Origin of the sequence: Sphingomonas sp., assembly GCF_026460985.1 — a bacterium.
Classification (GTDB): domain Bacteria; phylum Pseudomonadota; class Alphaproteobacteria; order Sphingomonadales; family Sphingomonadaceae; genus Sphingomonas.
Genome location: NZ_JAPKNM010000026.1, coordinates 1 through 18,699 on the forward strand (window position 1 = coordinate 1; position 18,699 = coordinate 18,699).

Consider the following 18,699-nt stretch of genomic DNA (forward strand, 5'->3'; position numbering starts at 1 on the left):
CTCCCTCTCCCATCAAGGGAGAGGGGTTATTCAGCGATCTCAAAGTATTGGCCCAAAACCTAATTGCGTTCTGACCCTAGGCCGGCGTTCGTCCGAACGAGGGCGGGCGGTCCGCCCTGGCCGCGCCGAAGCGCGACGGCTCCCGCCCCATCACGAACTCCAGCTCGCCGCCCTTGGCGAGATCGGCATGGCTGATCCAGTTCCTCGTCCAGGGCCTGCCGTTCCAGCGCACCGACTGGACATAGGGCGCATCGGGCGCATTGCCCTTCGCGATCACGCGCAGCGTCCTGCCCTTCCCCAGCCGCATCTCGGCGCGATCGAACAAGGGCGAGCCCAGCACGTAGAGCGCGCTCACCGGATCGACCGGATAGAAGCCCAGCGCACTGAGCACGAACCACGCGCTCATCTGGCCGCAATCGTCGTTGCCGATCTCGCCGTCGGGATCGGCCTTGTACATCTCGGTGCACAGCCGGCGGATCATCGCCTGCGTCTTCCACGGTGCGCCGGCATAGGCATAGAGATAGGCGACATGGTGGTTGGGCTCGTTGCCGTGCGCATATTGGCCGACCAGCCCCGAAATATCGGGCGGGGCGTTTTCGGGAAGCACCGAGGGCGCGTTGAACAATGCGTCGAGCTGCTTCTCGAACGCCGCGTCGCCGCCGAAATGCGCGATCAACCCGTAGACGTCGTGCTGATTGAGGAAGGTCGCCTGCCAGCCATTCGCCTCGGTATAGTCGCGATGCTTCTTGACGTCGTGGCCGATCTGGACGGGATCGTATGGCGCCCACCAGCTGCCGTCCGAGAATTTGGGGCGCGCGAAGCGGATCTCGGGATCGAGCACGTTGCGATAGTTCCGGCTGCGTTTGCGCAGCGCCGCCGCATCCTCCTTCGCCCCCGCGGCGTCGGCGAGCACCGCCATCGCCCAATCGTCATAGGCATATTCCTGGGTGCGGCTGACCGACTCCCAGATCTTGTCGGCAGGGATGTAGTTCAGGTCGTAATAGTATCCGCGGCCGAGCGAGCCATCGCTGTCCTTATAGTCGCGATCGAAGGCGCGGCGGCGGATATTGGGCCAGGCGGCGACATAGTCGGCCTCGATGCCCTTGGCCTTCGCCTCGGCGAGCACGGAGACCGAGTGCCAGCCGATCATGCAGCCGGTCTCGACGCCCTGGAGCTGCCAGACCGGCGGGCCATAGGGGCTCTGCCGGGTCTGACGGATCAGATCGCGGGTGAACATCGCGGCGCGTTCGGGCTGGACGAGCGTCAGCAGCGGATGGAGCGCGCGATAGGTGTCCCATAGCGAATAGGTGCTGAACGCCGGCGTGTCGGCGGGCGCCTGATGCACCTGCTGGTCCATCCCGACAAAGCGGCCGTCGGAATCGGTGAAGAGCGTCGGCGCGAGGAAGCAATGGTAGAGCGCGCTCGCCATGATCGTGCGCTGGTCGGGCGTGCCGCCTTCGACGCGGACGGCGTCGAGTTCCTGCGCCCAGGCGCGGCGCGCGGCGGTGGCGGCGCGGTCGAAGTCCCAGCCCGGCGCCTCGGCGGCGAGCGCGGCCTTGGCGCCGGCGACGTCGACCGCCGAGATGCCGGTCTTGACCAGGATCGGCTCGCCGCCCGCCTCGTCGAAGAACAGCGCCACTTTGAGCTTGTTGCCGGTGACGCCCTTCGCGCCCGCCGGCGCGGGCTTGTTGTCGTCGCCGAAGAACTGGACGCGGCTGGGCGGGCGCGAGAGTTGGAGCGCGAAATGCACGTTCCGGCCCTTGGCCCAGCGATGCACGCGGCGGCTGCCGGTGAGCGTACCGCTCTCGTCGATCGCGAGCGAGGCCTGGTCGACGATAATGCCCTTGTCCCACACGTCGTGGATCATGTGGGCGAAGTCGATCAGGATGTGACCGGGCCCCTTGGGGAAATGATAGCGGTGGAGGCCGGTGCGCTCGGTGACTGTCAGCTCGGCGAGGACGCCGGATTCGAGCTTCACCCGGTAATAGCCGGGCTCGGCATGCTCCTCGGAGAAGCGCTGGCGATAGCCCTTGTCGGGATCGTCGAGCTTGCCCGGATCGAGCTCGAGCGGCCCGCGCGTCGGCACGACCAGCACGTCGAGCATGTCGCCGATCCCGGTGCCCGAGAGATGGGTGTGCGAGAAGCCCATGATCGAGCCGTCGGTGCGGTGATAGCCCGAGCACGCGTCCCAGCGGCTATTGTCGGTGTCGGGACCCAGCTGGACCATGCCGAAGGGCAGCGACGGGCCGGGGAAGGTATGGCCGTGGCCGCCGGTGCCGATGAAGAGGTCGGGCCTGGTGGCGGCCGCCGTCCCTTGCCCGCGCGAAAAGCCCGGCGCGGCCGAAGCGAGCGCAGTCAGACCCGCCCCTGCGAGAAGCTGGCGACGGTTGGTGGCGATCATAAAACTTTCCTTGGGGATAGCGTCTTAAATCCTCCCCGGCACGGAGAGGGGGACCATCGCGCAGCGATGGTGGAGGGGTCCCCCTTATCCGCGAGCCACATTGCCGGTGGAGAGGTGGGGCCCCTCCACCACGCCCTGCGGGCGCGGTCCCCCTCCCCGTTCCGGGGAGGATCGAAGCGGATACTGGACACCTTCAGAGGCGCTGGTCGAGCAGCGCGGGCGCGCGCTTTTCGACGTCGAGGATCAGGTCGCCGAACAGGCCGTTGGCCCAGGCGAACCAGCTGCGGGTGAACCTGGCCGGATCGTCCTTGTGGAAGCTCTCGTGCATGAAGCCGGTGCCGCCATGGCTGGTCTTGAGCGTGCGGAGGCACTGGCGGATCACCGCAGGATCGTCGCTCATCAGCGCGCGGGTGATCAACGACATCGGCCAGATCATGTCCATGCCGACATGCGGCCCGCCGATCCCCTCCCCGGCCTTGCCGGCGAAGAAATAGGGATTGCGCGGGCTCCACGCGAGCGCGGCGGTGCGGCGATAGAGCGGATCCTTGCGATCGGCCGCGCCGAGCAAGGGCAGGCCCGACAGGCTCGGCACATTGGCGTCGTCCATGAAGATGGCGTTGCCATAGCCGTCAACTTCGAACGCCCAGACCTCGCCGCCCTTGCCGTCGGGCATCTTGCCGTGCGCGTCGAGCGCCTGGGCGACCTCGGCGGCGAGCGCCTCGGCGTCCTGCGCCGCCGCCGCATCGCCGCGCGCCTCGCGCAGCACGGTCGCCAGCATCTTGAGCGCCGAGACGGCGAACAGGTTCGACGGAATCAGGAACGGAAAGACGCAGGCATCATCCGAGGGACGGAAGCCCGAATGGATCAGCCCGACCTTCCTGGTCGGCGCGCCATAGCCGGCGAACATCAAAGTCTCGGTCGGCGACGGATCGACGCGCTGGAAACGATAGCCGCCCGGACCGTGCTTGCGCTGCTGATCGCGCAGCGTCGCCACCGCGAGCGCCATGCCCTTGGCCCAGAGCGCGTCGAACGGGGCCTTGTCGCGCGTCGCGGTCCAATAAGCGTGGGCGAGACGCATCGGATAGCAAAGCGAGTCGATCTCCCATTTCCGCTCGGCGACGCCGGGGCGCATCTCGGTCTTGTCGTTGACCGCCGAGAGATTGGACTTGGCGGCCGGATCGCGCGTGTAGGCATTGGCGAAGGGGTCGATCAGGATGCAGCGCGCCTGACGCTGGAACGCACCGTGGAACAGCCGGCGCAGATCGGCGTCCTTCGGCGTCAGATGGACATAGGTCTGGAGCTGCGCCGAGCTGTCGCGCAGCCACATCGCGTCGATGTCGCCGGTGATGACGAAGGTGTCGGGCTTGCCGTCGATTTCGCCGAGGGTGACGGTGGTGTCGAGCGTGTTCGGGTAGCAATTCTCGAACAGCCAGGCGAGCTCGGGATCGGCGATCCTGGCCTTTACGCGCGCGATCTCGGCTTCGACCGCCTTGCTGGTGAAGCGGCGCCTTTCCCTGGGCGGACGCTGGCTCACTTGCGCCTGCGCAAACGCCGCGCCGGGGAGCCCGGCCGCCAATGCACCTGCGATCACTTCGCGGCGGTTCATCGACCCGCACTCATCGAGAAGGGCGCGGCGGCCTTGTCGGCGCCCCATTGCTTGTTGGGCGTCGGGCCCATGACGAAGCGCAAGGTACCGCCCGCCTGCAGCGCCTCGCGCGTCAGCCAGGTCTTGTCGTGCTTCCTGCCGTTGAAGCTGACCGACTGGATGTAGACGTTCTTCGGGCTGTTGTTGGCGGCCTCGATCTTCAGCGTCTTGCCGTTCGGCATGGTGAGCTCGACGTTGCGGAACAGCGGGCTGCCGATCGCATATTGGCCGACCGTCGGGGTCACCGGATAGAAGCCCAGGGCCGAGAAGACGTACCAGGCCGAGGTCTGGCCATTGTCCTCGTCGCCCGGATAGCCGTCGGGCGCGGCGGAATAGAGCTTCTTCATCACGTCGCGGACGTGGAACTGCGTCTTCCACGGCGCGCCGGCCCAGTCGTAGAGATAGATCATGTGCTGGATCGGCTGGTTGCCATGGGCGTAGTTGCCCATGTTGACGATCTGCATCTCGCGGATCTCGTGGATCGTCTGGCCGTAATAGCTGTCGTCGAACAAGGGCGGGGTCGAGAAGATCGAGTCCAGCCGGTCGACGAACGCCTTGTCGCCGCCCATCAGGTCGGCGAGCCCCTGCACGTCCTGCATCACCGACCAGCTGTAATGGAGCGAATTGCCCTCGGTGAAGGCGTCGCCCCATTTGAGCGGGTTGAACGGGGTCGACCAGCTGCCGTCCTGGTTGCGCCCGCGCATCCAGCCCGATTCCTTGTCGTACAGCTTCCGGTAGTTCTGCGCCTGCGCAGCGTATTTCTCGGCGTCCGCGGTCTTGCCGAGCATGCCGGCGAGCCGCGAGAGCGCGAAGTCGGCGGTGGCATATTCGAGCGTGCGCGCCGCGCTCTCGTTGATGCCGACGTCGTAGGGGACGTAGCCGAGCCTGTTGTAATATTCGACGCCTTCGCGGCCGACCGCGGTGAGCACGCGTCCGCGCGCGTCGCGCGGGCGGCCCTCGGAGGTCGTCGCGTTCTTGACCATCGCTTCGTACAAAGTCTCGACGTCGAAGCCGCGCACGCCATTGGCATAGGCGTCGGCGATGAGGATCGCCGAGTTGGAGCCGATCATCACGTTGCGATGCCCCGGGCTCGCCCATTCGGGCAGCCAGCCCGATTCCCTGTAGGTGTTCGCCAGACCCTGCATGATCTGGCTGTCCTGCTCGGGATACATCAGCGCGAAGAACGGGAAGACCGCGCGCCACGTGTCCCAGAAGCCGTTGTCGGTGAACATCGGCCCGGGATGCACCTTGCCGTCATAGGGGCTGTAATGGACCGTCCGGCCCTGCGCGTCGATCTCGTGGAAGGTGCGCGGGAATTGCAGCATCCGGTAGAGCGCCGAATAGAAGGTCCGACGATTGTCGATGTCCGGGTCGCTCACCTTGATCCGCGAGAATTCCTTCTCCCACGCCGCCTTGGCCTTGGCCTCGGTCTGGTCGAAGCTGTCGCGCCCCACCTCGGTCGCGAGGTTGCGTTCGGCCTGTTCGAGGCTGATGAACGACGAGGCGACCTTGACCCCGACCTGCTCGCCCTTCTTCGTCTTGAAGCTGACCACCGCGCCGACATGCGCGCCTTCGCTCTTCGGCGCGGCGTGGAGCTGCCAATTCTCGTCCCAGGTGCGCGAGACGGCGAAGTCGTGGTCGAACTCGAGCACGAAGTAATTGTGGAAATTGGCCGGCACGCCGCCGCTGTTGTTGCGGACATAGCCGGTGATCCGCCGCCGCGCGGGATCGACCTGCACCATCGAGCCTTCGTCATAGGCGTCGAGCAGGATGTGCGCGTCGTCGCTCTCGGGGAAGGTGAAGCGGAACTGCGCGGCGCGGTTGGTCGGCACCACTTCGGCGGTGACGTCGTGATCGGCGAGGTAGACCTTGTACTTATAGGCCTTGCTCTCCTCGGCCTTGTGGCTGAACCACGAGGCGCGCTCCTTCTGCTTGAGGCGGACCGGGCCGGTCATCGCCATCAGCTCGAACGCGGCATAGTCGTTCATCCACGGGCTGGGCTGGTGGGTCTGCTTGATCCCGCTGATCTTGTTGGCGTCGTAGGTATAACCCCAGCCATTGCCCATCTCGCCAGTGACCGGGGTCCAGAAGTTCATCCCCCAGGGCACCGCGACCGCCGGATAGGTGTTGCCGTAGGACAGCTCGTAGTTGGAATCGGTGCCCATCAGGGGGTTGGCGAGGTCGACCAGCGATTCCTGCTGCGCGCTCTGCGCGAGCGCCGCGGTGCCGGGCAGGCACAGTCCGGTGGTGGCGAGCAGCGCGATGGTGCTTCGCAGCGCGTTTACGAGACGCTTGTTCAACGGAGTTTCCCCTCTTTTCGGCCCGATCGAGACCCTGTCAAAGTCATTGCCCATTTTCGTCATCCCCGCGAAAGCGGGGACCCATCTCCTGCCCGATCCGCGTGCGGCACGCTTCGCGAGATGGGCCCCCGCTTTCGCGGGGGTGACGGAGAGGATGTTCGTCCGCATCAGCATCATCGGCGCGGCGGCGCGCGAATTCCCCTCCCTGCAAGGGAGGGGTTAGGGGTGGGTAAGACAAGGTCGGGCTCGATGCCCGGCCTTGTCTTCCAATCCCGGCAGCTCGAAGGGCTCGCTTCGCTCGCACCCACCCCCTACCCCTCCCTTGCAGGGAGGGGAGTCTCGGTTGACGGATGTCGATATCGCCAAGCGACATCATCGCGCCCGCCCGATCGGATGCGGCGCCACGCCTTCGTTGGTCATCACCACGGGCTTGATCGTCCCGTCGGCATTGAAGAGCATCCGGTCGAGCGCGAGCTGGCGGCGCTCGCCGCGCTCCTCGTTCAGCGGTCGGCGGTGATAGGCGATCACCCATTGGTCGGTGCCGGGCAGGTTGACCACCGAATGGTGCCCCGCCCCGCGCGCGATGCGGAAATCCTGTTGGAGGATCTTGCCCATCGACCTGAACGGACCGGTGGGGCTCGGCCCCATCGCATAGGCGACGCTGTAGTCGGGGCCGGTCCAGCCGCCCTCGGACCACATCAGGTAATAGACGCCCTTGCGCTCGATCATGAACGAGCCCTCGACATAGCCGGGGGGCGTGATCTCCTTGAACAGCGAACCGTCGGCGTGCGGGACGATCGACTTGAGGTCCTTGGCCAGCCGGACGACGTTGCAGTGCTGCCAGCCGCCATAATAAAGATAGACCTGCCCGTCCCTGTCGCGGAAGGCGAAGGGATCGATCGGCTGCGCCCCGTTGTGGAACTGGCCGATCAGCGGCTTGCCGATCGCGTCCCTGAACGGCCCGCCGGGCTTGTCGCTCACCGCCAGCCCGATCCCCCCGAGTTCGCCATCCTTCTGGATGTCATTGGCGCTGAAAAACATGTAATATTTGCCGTTCGCCGCGATCACCGAGGGCGCCCAGATCGCGAAGGCCGCCCAGGCGGCGTTCTTCACATCGAACACATGTCCGTGCTTGGTCCAGTGGACGAGATCGGGCGAGGAGAAGGCGTTGAAGAAGGTCTGGATGCCGTAGGACGGACGAACCATCTTCTGCTTGCGCAGCTCGGCCTGCGCCGGGCTGAAGCGCGGCGAGACGTCCGGCGTGGCGCCATGGTCCGAATAGGTCGGATAGATCCAGTAGCGGCCGGCGAAGACGTGGATCTCCGGATCGGCATACCAGCCCGGCACGATCGGGTTCGGCGCGGGCGCCGAGCCGGCCACCAGCAGCGCCGCCGCCACCGTGAGGCCGGTCCGGATCAATCGCTTCATGGCATTTGCTCTCCCTGCCTTACTCTGCCGCGTCGAGCGCTTCGCACCAACCCACAAAGGTGGAGGTGACCCGGGGGGAGCGGGTCACCTCCTAGGTGCCTTGGGGGGCATTCAGGTGCGCGTCGGGTCCGACGCGTCAGAACTTGTACGAAAGGCCCAGATAGGCGCGGCGACCCGAGTAATAGTTCGAGACGAACCGGTCCTTGGTGTCGTTGCCGAGATGGGCCCGCTGCTCGGACTTGGTCAGGTTGATGACCGAGGCCGTCAGCTGCAGGTTGTCGAAGAAGTTGTACGAGGCGTTCAGGTCGATCTGATCGTACGGATCGGAATAGACGTTGAGACCCGACTGGATCCCGCCGACCTGCTCGCCGCGCCGATTGTACGAAGCGCGCAGCAGCAGCTTGGGCGTCTCGTAGAACACCGACGCGTTGATCTGCGTCTTCGCGCTGCCGACCAGCGGCGAGGTGCCGACCTTGGTGCCGTTCAAGGTGACGTCGGCGACCGAAGTGTCGTTGTAGGTGAAGTTCACCTGCGCGCCGAGGCCGAAGGACAGCGTATGCTGGGCGTACAATTCGATGCCCTGCGAACGCGCCTTGGAGCCGTTCGCCTGCGTCGAATATTGCTGCACGGTCACTTGCTGGCCGGCGACTTCGGACTGGATGTCGAGGACGAGCGGGACGATGAAGTCCTTCACGTCCTTGCGGAACAGGCTCGCGCCGATCACCGAGCCGCGGCTGAAATACCATTCGAGGCCGAGGTCGTACTGCCAGGCGTTGAACGGCTTCAGATCGAAATTGCCGCCGTCGCCGAACCAGCCCGGCAGCGCGCCGAACTGGGCACGGTCGAAGACGAACGCGTCCGAGTTGAAGGTCAGCGAGCGTGCTCCGGCGAGGTCGCCATAGCCCGGGCGTGCGATCACCTTGGACGCCGCGCCGCGGACCAGCAGGTTCGGGGTGACGTCCCACGAGATGTTAAAGCTCGGCAGCCAGTCGGTATATTGCTTGCTCTCGTTGTTCGGGCTGAACTCCTTCACCTGGCGCGGCGGCGTGCCGGTCGCCGGATCGCCGTCGCGCGGGATCACGAGGCAGTTGCCGTCCGGGCCGACCGGCACGTTCGGATCGAAGGGGCCGCCCGGGCCATTGAAGCAATAGTCGTTCTCGTAGGTGATGACGTCGGTCGAGACGCCCGACTGCTTCGTGTTCGCAACGCGCAGGCCGATATTGCCGCGCACCGGCCCGCTCTTGAAGTTGAGCTGGGCGTATCCGGCCCAGATCTTCTCGCGGATGTCGTACTGGTTCTCCGGCTCCGGAACGCGGACCGGACCGTTATAGGTCGCGTTCAGATAGGCGAGATAATTGTTCATGTTGAACGCCGGGAACACGGTGGTGTTGAAACCCCCGGCGATGTTGCCGATCGGCTGGCTCAGGAAGAAGTCCGGCTGGGTGACGGCAGCGCCGGCGGTATCCTGATAGCGCCGCGTGTTGGCCGCGTCCGAATACCATTCGAACCGGCCGGTCTCGCGGTGGATCCGCCCGTCGCGCCACTTGGCACCGACCTGGATCGAGTCGATGAAGCTGTCGAACTTCCGCGTCAGATCGATCTGGGCATATTTCTGCTCGAGCGTGCTGTTGCCGAAGCCCGAACCGGTCGAGCCGAGATCGACCTGCGAGATGCCGTTCATCAGATTCTGCTGCAGCTCCGGCGAGAACGCCGTGTCCACCGACTGATCGGTGAAGCTCCACTGGCTGAGCAGATTGCCGTTGACGTTGCCCGCGGCACCGGCGCCGGTGACCTTGCGCGGCTTGGCCTGCACGAAGAACTGGAACGACGGGCCGCCCGAGGCCTTGGTCTTGCCGACCGCGAAGTTCACGTTCAGGCGGCCGACATTCCAGTCGCCATGCAGGTCGAAGGTGTTCGAGACGCTGCGCTGGCGGTCGTAATAGCTCTGCATCGCCGGCGTTTCCATCGTGCACGGATTGGCGTTCGCACGACAGAGAGTGCCTTCGGCCGGCACCTCGAAGGTGGCCGACTGCAGGATGGTCCCGCTCGGATCGAAGCGGGCGTCGGTGAAGAAGTTGCCGTAGCCCCATTCGGGGATCTTGAGCACGTTGTTGACTTGATTGCCCTTGAGCTGGAAGCGGAAATAGTTCCCGGTCAGTTCGAGATTGTCGAAGGGCCTGACCTGCACGGTCGCCTGGATGCCGAGGCGCTTGCGCTTTCCGATCAGGACCGACTGGTTGACCGACTGCGGCGCCCAATAGCCGTCATAATGCGTGCCGCTCCGGGTCGTCGTACCGCCGTCCCAATAGGAGATCGCGTCGTCATTGGCATAGGTGTTGCCGTTGATGTCGGTCGCCGGCGTCGCGGTCGAATCGTCGGCCCACCAGTGCCAGCTCTCGGTGTTCGCGCCGAGCGTGCGGTTGGTGCGCACCTGATAGGTCGCGCCGAGCAGCACGCCGAAGGTCTTGTCCTCATTGCGCCACGAGAGCAGGCCCGAGATCTGCGGCTCGACCTTCTTCGTCACGTCCGAATAGGTGCCTTCGACCGCGATGTTGCCGGAGAAGGGCTGGAGGTCGAAGGGCTTGCGGGTGCGGTTGATGATCACGCCGCCGACGCCGCCTTCGTCGAGCCGCGCCTCGGGCGACTTGAACACCTCGACGCTGCCGATCAGGTTCGCCGGCAGCAGCAGATAGTCGAACGAGCGCGAGGGATCGTTGCCCGCGGAGGCGATGAAGTTGCCGTTGAGCTGCGTGAGCGTGAGGTCCGAGGAAAGGCCGCGGATGCTGACGCGGCTGCCTTCGCCGCCGTCGCGCTCGATGATCACGCCCGGCACGCGCTGGAGCGCGTCGGCGACGTTCTTGTCCGGGAACTTGCCGACGTCCTCGGCGGTGATCACGTCGACGAACGCATTGGCCTCGCGCTTCTGCGACAGGCTCTGCTCGATCGACTGGCGATAGCCGGTGACGACGATGTCCTGCGCCTCGTCCTGCGCCTGGGCCGCGTCCGACTGGGCGGCGGCGGCATCCGCGCGGGCCGCGGCGGCGTCTGCCTGTGCCCTGGCGGCGTCGGCCTGCGCCGCTGCGGCATCCGGGTTAGCGGGGGCATCCTGCGCATGCGCAGTGCCGCACATCGCGACCAGCACGCTGGCCGACAGCATCAGGTCGCGTGCGACGCGCTGGCGCGCATGGACACGAGACCGCTCGATCCGGTGAACCTTCATTTCCCTCTCTCCTCCCAGATGTGCCGGGACGTCTTCGCCTCCGGCTTATTGTCGACACCGCGGTCTGCGCCGCGACCAACCTCGACGATCCAATCCTGAATATAAAAAACAATTTGTCAATTGGATCGGGTCAGTTCGTTCTGCCCCCTCGACGACCCGTTGGCCGGGCCGCCGCGCGGGCGTGAAAATCCTGTCCGGACTAGGGCGCCGCGGGCGTTGCGGCGGTATTTTTCTCGTATTCCCACAAGGGCTTGGCCATTCGAGCGAACGCCTCGGCCGGCGCCTTGGCGACCGCGCGGTCATAGGTCAGCAGGCCGTTGATCTCGCCCTCGACGTCAGTGGTCTGGGTGTAGACCGCGGCGCTCAGCCCATGGACCCTGGCCTGGCGGACGATCTCCGCGAACTTGCGCCGATAGCGCGCGAGATAGTCGTCGGCGTCCCTGGCGACCTGGTAGCTCCAGTTGCGCTTGCCCGCGCGCCAGAGATGCCCCTCGATCGGCCGCCCGACCCCGCCATATTCGCCGATCACGATCGCGCGCTCGGCCTGGCGGGTCGGCACCTTGGGCACGTCCTCATAGGTATGGATGTCGAGCATGTCGGAATCGCGCGCCGCGACGTCGAGCCACCCGCTGTCGGCATCGACCAGCCGGCTCGGGTCCATGCCCTTCACGAAACGGGCGAGCGTCGCCGAGTCGTACTGGCCCCAGCCCTCGTTGTTGATCACCCAGAGCACGATCGAGGGGAAGGCACGCAGATCGCCGATCATCTGCGAGAGCTCGGCCTGCTGGTCGCTCATCACGTCGGAGGAGAGCACCGCTTGACTCTGGCTGGTGCCGGCGAGGAACTGGTCCTCGCCGCCGCCCGAGGGCATGTCCTGCCAGACCAGCATGCCCATGCGGTCGGCATCGTAGTAATAGCGCGCCGGCTCGACCTTGATGTGTTTCCGGACCATGTTGAACCCGGCCTTCTTCAGGAACTCCAGGTCGTAGCGCATCGCCTCTTCCGAAGGCGGGGTGAGCAGCCCGTCGGGCCACCAGCCCTGGTCGAGCGTGCCGTTCTGGAAATAGGGCCTGTTGTTGAGCAGCAGCATCGGCTGGCCGGCGACCGTCCCCGGCCCGACCGAGATCTTGCGCATCCCGAAATAGGCCTTGACCGTGTCGCGCGGGCTCCCGACCGCCTGCGCCGCGGCATAGGCCTCGGCCTCGCCGGTGGTGAAGCGCGAATCATAGGCCGTGCGGTCGCGCTCGGGCTTGCCGGCCCAGGGATCCTTCACCGTCACCAGCTCGGCGACGAGATCGTAGAGGAACGGATCCTCGGGCGACCAGAGATGCGCGCCCGGGATCGCGATGCTGGCGTGGCGGTTGGCGCGGATGGTGGTCGAGGCGATCGTCCTGCCGCCCGACTTGACGCTCAGTCGCACCGCGTCGGTGTCGCTTGCCCAGGCGCTGAGCGCGACGTCGACTTCGACCCTGCCGGTATCGATGTTCGGCGTCGCGCGGACATCGGCGATGTGGAGCCTGGGCACCGGCTCTAGCCACACGGTCTGCCAGATGCCGCTCGACGCAGTGTACCAGATGCCGTCGGGCTCGAGGATCTGCTTGCCGCGCGGCTGGCTGCCGGCGCTGGTCGGGTCGACGACCTGCACCAGGATCTCGTTGGCGCCCGGCCTGAGCGCCGCGGTGATGTCGAAGCCGAAGCTGTCCGATCCGCCCCTGTGTGCGCCGACCACCGCGCCGTTGACCCAGACCATTGCCTCGTAATCGACCGCGCCGAAGTTGAGCCTGACATTCTGCCCCACCCAGCCGGCGGGCACGGCGAAAGTGCGGCGATACCAGATGCGGTCCTCGGGCAGCACTTTCCGGGCGACGCCCGACAGGCGCGACTCCACCGGGAAGGGCACGAGGATCTTGCCGTCCATCGCCTGTGGCTGCGGCGTGCCGGCCTTGGCGATGGCATAGTCCCACAGGCCGTTGAGGTTGAGCCACTTGTCGCGCTGGAGCTGCGGCCGCGGATAGCTGCGCCAGGCATTTTCGGGCGTCACCGCCTTTCCCCAGCGCGTGGTGATCGCGCCGGTATAGACGGCATCCGGAGCCGCGGGCGCCTGCTGTGCCGCGGCACCGGTGGCGGGAAGGAGCGCAAGGAGGAGGGCGGGGAGGATCTTCACTTCTCTCTCCTCAGTGCCGCGACAGGGAAGGCGGAGCATCGCCGAGGGCGCTGCCCCAGGCATGGTTGGGCTTCGGCCCCATCACGAGCACCAGCTTCGCGCCGTTGGCGATATCGGCATGGCGGAACCACGGCCTGGTCCAGGGCCGGCCGTCGAGCGTGGCCGACTGGATGTAGAGGTTCCTGGCCGAGTTGTTTTTCGCAACGATTTCCAGCGTCTTGCCGTTGCCCATCCGAAGCACCGAGCGATCGAAGATCGGGCTGCCGAGGATATATTCGTCGCTCGACGGATCGACCGGATAGAAGCCGAGCGCAGCCATCGCATACCAGGACGACGTCGCGCCCTGATCGTCCATCCCGGCATAGCCATAGCCGGCGGCGTCGCTGCCATAGAGATCGGCGAGGATGCGGCGAGTGAGCGCCTGCGTCTTCCACGGCTGGCCGCTCCACGCATAGAGGAACGGCGCCTGCTGGTCGGGCTGGTTGCCATGGACGTATTGGCCGATCATGCCGGTGCAGTCGCGGCAGATGCCCTTGGGATCGTAGGGCTTCGAGAAGAATGCATCGAGCTTGGCGTTGAACGCGGCGCGGCCGCCGAGCGCATCGATCAGCCCCTGCACGTCGTGCGGCACCAGCCACAGGGTCGACCAGCCCGAGGCCTCCTTCATCATGAAGTTGTAATAGGGCTCGGCCGGATCGAAGGGCGCGATCCACTTGCCGTCGGCGGTGCGCCCGCGAACGAAGCCGATCGAGGGATCGAAGACGTTGCGCCAGTTGGCCGCGCGCTTGCGGAAGCGCCGCGCATCGTCGCGCCTTCCGAGCCGATCGGCCATTTCGGCCATCGCATGATCGTCCCAGGCATATTCGAGCGTCTTGGCCGCGCCCGCCTTGCCGCCGGCATAAGGCGGGCTGGGATTGCCCGCGGGGATCTCGTCGGAGACCCAGCCTTGCCTGTCATATTCGGCGAGGAAGTCGCGCGGACCCTTGGGATCGACCGCGTTCCTGCGGAGAAATTCGTACGCCGCCGCATAGTCGAACGCGATCCCGCGCCGCATCGCCCCGAGATAGAGGAACACGGCATTGTCGCCGTGGAACGAGCTGTTCATGAACCCGCGCTCGCGCGCCATGTCGAGCTCGGACTGCATGATGTCGCGGACCGCCTCGGGCTCCATCAGCTCGAGCAGCACGATCTGGTTGCGCCCGGTATCCCAGAAAGGCACCGGGCCGTAGCGGTCATAGCTCGCGACCTGGGTCTTGCCGTGGCCATCGGTGAACGCCTCGCCCTTGCGCGCGACCAGCCGCGGGCTGGCGAAGGACTGGAACAGCGTCGAATAGAACATCATGCGCTGCCTGGGGCTACCGCCGGTCACCTGCACGCGGTTCAGCAGCTCCGCCCAGGCCGCGCGCGCCTTGCCGCGCATGCCGTCAAAGTCCCAGCCCGGGCTCTCGGCGCGCAGCCGCGCCTCGGCCGCCTCGTAGCTCGCGCCATGCGCGATCCTGACCAGCACCGCCTCGTCCGCCTGCGTCGTGAAGTCGAGATAGGCGCCCGCGAAGCCGCCCTCGATGCTGCGCGTGCCCGGCTGGACGTCCTTGTCGCCGATGCCGTAGCCGCGCGCATTGCCCGGTGCCTTGCGGAAGGTGCCGAAGCGCTTGAACGGCTTCGAGAACTCCGCGACGAAATAGCGGCCGTCGCGCGCTTCGTTGTCGTTGTGAGCAGCGACGACGCCGCGCACCGTGCGGTCGCCGACGATCTCGACGCTGCCGCCGCGGCCCTGCAGGTTGAGGATCACATGCGCGCGCTCGGTGGCCGGGAAGGTGAAGCGCATCAGCGCGGTGGCCTGGGCGGCGGTGAGCTCGACCCTGGTCTTGAACGTGTCGAGGAAGACCGAATAATAGCCCGGCGCCGCCTTCTCCTGCGCCTTGTCGTAATAGGCCTCGGTATAGACCGGCGGCACCGTCCAGTTGCCGACGATCGGCATCAGCATCGGCGTGGCGCGCGCGCCATAGCTCGGCCCGCCGCCGCCGGTGAAACCGATCATCGTCGGGTTGGTATAGTAATAGGGCGTCGCGACGCCCCAAGGATAGCTCAGCTCGACATTGGAATTGACCGGTGCCGCCTCGACCGCGCTGTGCGGGAGCCGCGCGCCGGGCGAAGTCAGGCCCGAATAAAGCGGCTCGCCGGCGGGCGGCGCGTTGCCGATCAGCTCGGGACGATCGAGCGGCGCGGTGCCGACCAGGGGATTGGCCTCGTCGACCGGCTGGCTCCGCGCGACGCTCTGACCCAGGGCCGGCGCGCTCGGCGCCAGGCAGAACGCCGCCGCCGGCAGGAGTGCCGCGCCGACGGGCAGCCTGCGGCGCGGGCGGAAATCCGATCCCCTCATCGACCCTCTCCCAGCGGGGCCGTTTACGCCCCTTCCTTCTTGCCGCGATCGCTTGGCATGGCGCTGCCGCGATCGTCAGGGTTCGGAGCTTCAATTAAATAAATCATTTTGTCAATTGATTGAGTCGAGCATTGTCGCGATGAGGGCTGCGGGGCGCAATCCTCCAACTAAGCTATTGTTTTGGCTACAGGCTCGCTCCCATCATCGTCACCCCCGCGAAAGCGGGGGCCCATCTCCTGAGGGAGTGGCCAAATGCACCGGCGCGCTTGCGGATGCCGTAGGAGATGGGTCCCCGCTTTCGCGGGGGTGACGGGTTTTGACTATGAGGCCTCACCCCTATCCGGGGTGGGCGTCCGCGTCGCAGTCCGCCCTGGACACGGGCAGCCCTCAGGCGCTTCGGCGCGCCGCCAGGACGCTGTCGAGCGAAGTCCATTTCGCCGCGCCGGCGCTGTTCTCGATCATCGCCTCGACGAAGGTCATCGTCCTGAGGCCGTCGGCGATGCCGGGGAACCAGTCGGCCTTGCCTTGTGCCGGCGGAATCGTCGCCCCCGCGCGCACTGCGCTGCCGAAGCTGCGATAGAGATTGGCGAAGGCCTCGATATAGCCCTCGGGATGGCCCGAGGGGGTCCGCAGCCGCGCGGTCGTCAGCGAATCGAGCCCGGGGCCGCCCGCTCGGACGATCTCGGCGGGGCGGTCCAGCCAGCGCAAGGTCAGCGTGTTGGGCTCCATCTGCGACCATTCGAGCCCGCCCTTCTCGCCATAGACGCGCAGGCGGAGGCCGTTCTCCTCGCCCGCGGCGACCTGCGTGGCCTTGAGCACGCCGCGCGCGCCGCCCTCGAATCGCAGCAGCGCGGCGACGTCGTCGTCGAGGCGGCGGCCGGGGACGTGGATGGTGAGATCGGCGCTGAGCGCCTCGACCGCGAGGCCCGAGACATGCTCGGCGAGCTGGAAGGCATGGGTGCCGATATCCCCTAGGCAGCCGCCGAGCCCGGCACGCGCGGGATCGGTGCGCCATTCGGCCTGCTTCTGGCCGTCGCGGTCGATCGGCTGGCTGAGCCAACCCTGCCAATATTCGGCCTGGACCAGCCGGATCGCGCCGAAATCGCCGCGCGCGACGCGCACGCGCGCCTCCTCGACCAAGGGATAGCCGCTATAGGTGAAGGTGAGGCCGTAGAGCTTGCCGCTCCGCGCGACCGCAGCCTCGATCGCCAGCGCCTCGTCGAGGTTCAGCGCCATCGGCTTTTCGGACATGACGTGGAAGCCGGCATCGAGCGCGGCGATCGCCGCAGGGGCGTGAAGGTGATTCGGCGTGACGATCGCCAGCGCCTGCATCCGCTGGTCTTCGGGCAAGGCGGCCTCGCCCGCGAGCAGTTCCTCGAGCGTGGGATAGGCGCGCGCGGAGTCGAGGCCGAGCGCTTCGGCGCTGCGCCGATTACGCCCGGCATCGCTGCTGAACGCTCCGCAGACCAGGGCATATTCCCCGTCGAGCGCCGCCGCCATGCGATGGACCGCGCCGATGAACGCGCCCTCGCCGCCGCCCACCATTCCGTAGCGTATTCTCGGCTGCGTGCCCGTGTCCATCGCTTCTCCTTCCGTCGATTTAAGTCTGATAAATGGTTGCGCGGTGCGGCGCGAACCGACTAGATGAGGCAACCGATCGTTGCCAGACCGGAGAGGATAATGAAATCTCTGATCATGTTGCCGCCCGTTGCGGCAACATTCTGCGCGGTAGCGCTGACAGCGTTGCCGTCAGTCGCCGCACCTCCCGCCCAAAGCGCGGGCGCGGCTGCGTTCGCCACCTGCAAGGCGTGCCATACGCTTCCGGCGGGCGGCAAGAGCATCATGGGCCCGAATCTCCATGGCCTGTTCGGGCGCAAGGCGGGCTCGCTTGCGGGCTATACCTACACCCCGGCGCTCAAGGCATCGAACATCGTCTGGAACGCGCAGACGCTCGATCAATTCCTCACTGCGCCGACGCAGAAGGTGCCGGGCACGCGCATGGTGATGAAGGTCGCCGATCCCGCCAAGCGCGCCGCGCTGATCGCCTATCTCAAGGCCGAAACGTCGAAGTGAGCGTGGAATCGAGGGGAGGATTGGCATGAAGGGTCCGGCAGTCTTCCTCGCGCAGTTCATGAGCGACTCGGCGCCGTTCGACACGCTGCCCTCGGCGGCGCGCTGGATGGCGGAAGCCGGCTATGTCGGCGTCCAGATTCCGACCTGGGACAGCCGCTGCATCGACCTCGCCAAGGCGGCGGAGAGCCAGGATTATTGCGACGAGCTCGCCGGCACCTGCCGCGAGGCCGGCGTCGAGATCACCGAGCTTTCGACACACCTCCAGGGCCAATTGGTCGCGGTGCATCCGGCCTATGACGTGGCGTTCGACGGATTCGCGCCCGAGGCGCTGCGCGGCAAGCCCGCCGAACGCCAGGCCTGGGCGGTCGAGCAGCTCCGCCTCGCAGCCAAGGCGAGCCGGCGGCTGGGGCTCAACGCGCACGCGACCTTCTCGGGCGCGCTCGCCTGGCCCTATCTCTATCCCTGGCCGCAGCGTCCCGCGGGACTCGTCGAGGAAGCGTTCGGCGAACTGGCGAAGCGCTGGCGGCCGATCCTCGACGCGTTCGAGGAACAGGGCGTCGATGTCGCCTACGAGATTCATCCCGGCGAGGACCTGCACGACGGCGTGACTTTCGAGCGGTTCCTGGCGGGCGTGGACAATCACCCGCGCGCCAATATCCTCTACGATCCCAGCCATTATGTGCTGCAGGCGCTCGACTATCTGAGCTTCATCGACATCTATCACGAGCGGATCAAGATGTTCCACGTCAAGGACGCGGAGCTCAATCCGACCGGGCGTTCGGGCGTCTATGGCGGGTTCCAGGACTGGGTCGACCGACCCGGCCGCTTCCGTTCGCTCGGCGACGGTCAGGTCGATTTCGGCGGAATTTTCTCGAAGCTGACACAGTACGGATACGAAGGCTGGGCAGTGCTCGAATGGGAATGCTGCTTGAAGCATCCCGAGGACGGCGCGCGCGAAGGCGCGCCGTTCATCGCGGCGCACATGATCCGACGGGCGGACAAGGCTTTCGACGATTTCGCCGGAGGCAGCGATCCGGGGCTCAACCGCAAGCTGCTGGGGCTGAGCTGACGACATTACGATCGGGCGG

Annotated in this window: 11 protein-coding genes; 2 read left to right on the forward strand and 9 right to left on the reverse strand. The window is 66.5% G+C overall.

The window, feature by feature from the left end:
* Nucleotides 1–76 precede the first annotated feature (76 nt).
* The 9 genes from MT490_RS05250 to MT490_RS05290 all read right to left on the reverse strand — a co-directional run bounded on the left by MT490_RS05250 (nucleotide 77) and on the right by MT490_RS05290 (nucleotide 17,382).
* Nucleotides 77–2,401 (reverse strand): GH92 family glycosyl hydrolase, encoded by a 2,325-nt coding sequence (locus MT490_RS05250; RefSeq protein WP_297384899.1) that lies wholly within the window; start codon nucleotides 2,399–2,401, stop codon nucleotides 77–79.
* 193 nt (nucleotides 2,402–2,594) lie between these two features.
* The gene (locus MT490_RS05255) at nucleotides 2,595–4,007 is read right to left on the reverse strand and encodes a glycoside hydrolase family 125 protein (protein ID WP_297384901.1); all 1,413 of its coding nucleotides are present in this window, start codon (nucleotides 4,005–4,007) and stop codon (nucleotides 2,595–2,597) included.
* Entirely contained in the window at nucleotides 4,004–6,280 is a 2,277-nt protein-coding gene (locus MT490_RS05260; RefSeq protein WP_297384983.1) for a GH92 family glycosyl hydrolase, read from the reverse strand. The genes MT490_RS05255 and MT490_RS05260 overlap by 4 nt, the downstream gene beginning before the upstream one ends.
* Nucleotides 6,281–6,718: 438 nt before the next feature.
* Nucleotides 6,719–7,774 carry a glycoside hydrolase family 43 protein gene (locus tag MT490_RS05265; protein WP_297384903.1) on the reverse strand — a complete coding sequence of 352 codons (1,056 nt, stop codon included), beginning with the start codon at nucleotides 7,772–7,774 and terminating at the stop codon, nucleotides 6,719–6,721.
* A 136-nt stretch (nucleotides 7,775–7,910) separates the two neighbouring features.
* Complete coding sequence (locus MT490_RS05270) at nucleotides 7,911–10,994, reverse strand: TonB-dependent receptor (RefSeq protein WP_297384905.1); 3,084 nt, start codon at nucleotides 10,992–10,994, stop codon at nucleotides 7,911–7,913.
* A 199-nt stretch (nucleotides 10,995–11,193) separates the two neighbouring features.
* On the reverse strand, nucleotides 11,194–13,158 hold the full coding sequence (locus tag MT490_RS05275) for a sugar-binding domain-containing protein (protein WP_297384906.1): 1,965 nt from the start codon (nucleotides 13,156–13,158) through the stop codon (nucleotides 11,194–11,196).
* A gap of 10 nt (nucleotides 13,159–13,168) precedes the next feature.
* Nucleotides 13,169–15,538 carry a GH92 family glycosyl hydrolase gene (locus MT490_RS05280; RefSeq protein ID WP_297384908.1) on the reverse strand — a complete coding sequence of 790 codons (2,370 nt, stop codon included), beginning with the start codon at nucleotides 15,536–15,538 and terminating at the stop codon, nucleotides 13,169–13,171.
* A 387-nt stretch (nucleotides 15,539–15,925) separates the two neighbouring features.
* Nucleotides 15,926–17,119, reverse strand: a complete 1,194-nt coding sequence (locus MT490_RS05285; RefSeq protein WP_297384910.1) for a Gfo/Idh/MocA family oxidoreductase — start codon at nucleotides 17,117–17,119, stop codon at nucleotides 15,926–15,928.
* A 59-nt stretch (nucleotides 17,120–17,178) separates the two neighbouring features.
* A complete protein-coding gene (locus MT490_RS05290; protein WP_297384985.1) occupies nucleotides 17,179–17,382 on the reverse strand; it encodes a hypothetical protein in 204 nt (67 codons plus the stop codon).
* Between MT490_RS05290 and MT490_RS05295 the strand changes: the two genes are divergently transcribed.
* Nucleotides 17,282–17,611, forward strand: coding sequence for a c-type cytochrome (locus MT490_RS05295; RefSeq protein WP_297384984.1), 330 nt, complete (start codon nucleotides 17,282–17,284; stop codon nucleotides 17,609–17,611). The two genes, MT490_RS05290 and MT490_RS05295, sit on opposite strands and share 101 nt — an antisense overlap.
* A 25-nt stretch (nucleotides 17,612–17,636) precedes the next feature.
* Entirely contained in the window at nucleotides 17,637–18,680 is a 1,044-nt protein-coding gene (locus tag MT490_RS05300) for a sugar phosphate isomerase/epimerase (protein WP_297384912.1), read from the forward strand.
* Nucleotides 18,681–18,699 lie beyond the last annotated feature (19 nt).

What these genes read in the sequence shown, in the direction of transcription:
- MT490_RS05255 (WP_297384901.1), bottom strand. Translation starts at nt 4,007, where the DNA reads ATGAACCGCCGCGAAGTGATCGCAGGTGCATTGGCGGCCGGGCTCCCC.
- MT490_RS05290 (WP_297384985.1), bottom strand. Translation starts at nt 17,382, where the DNA reads ATGATGCTCTTGCCGCCCGCCGGAAGCGTATGGCACGCCTTGCAGGTG.
- MT490_RS05270 (WP_297384905.1), bottom strand. Translation starts at nt 10,994, where the DNA reads ATGAAGGTTCACCGGATCGAGCGGTCTCGTGTCCATGCGCGCCAGCGC.
- MT490_RS05300 (WP_297384912.1), top strand. Translation starts at nt 17,637, where the DNA reads ATGAAGGGTCCGGCAGTCTTCCTCGCGCAGTTCATGAGCGACTCGGCG.
- MT490_RS05250 (WP_297384899.1), bottom strand. Translation starts at nt 2,401, where the DNA reads ATGATCGCCACCAACCGTCGCCAGCTTCTCGCAGGGGCGGGTCTGACT.
- MT490_RS05280 (WP_297384908.1), bottom strand. Translation starts at nt 15,538, where the DNA reads ATGAGGGGATCGGATTTCCGCCCGCGCCGCAGGCTGCCCGTCGGCGCG.
- MT490_RS05265 (WP_297384903.1), bottom strand. Translation starts at nt 7,774, where the DNA reads ATGAAGCGATTGATCCGGACCGGCCTCACGGTGGCGGCGGCGCTGCTG.
- MT490_RS05285 (WP_297384910.1), bottom strand. Translation starts at nt 17,119, where the DNA reads ATGGACACGGGCACGCAGCCGAGAATACGCTACGGAATGGTGGGCGGC.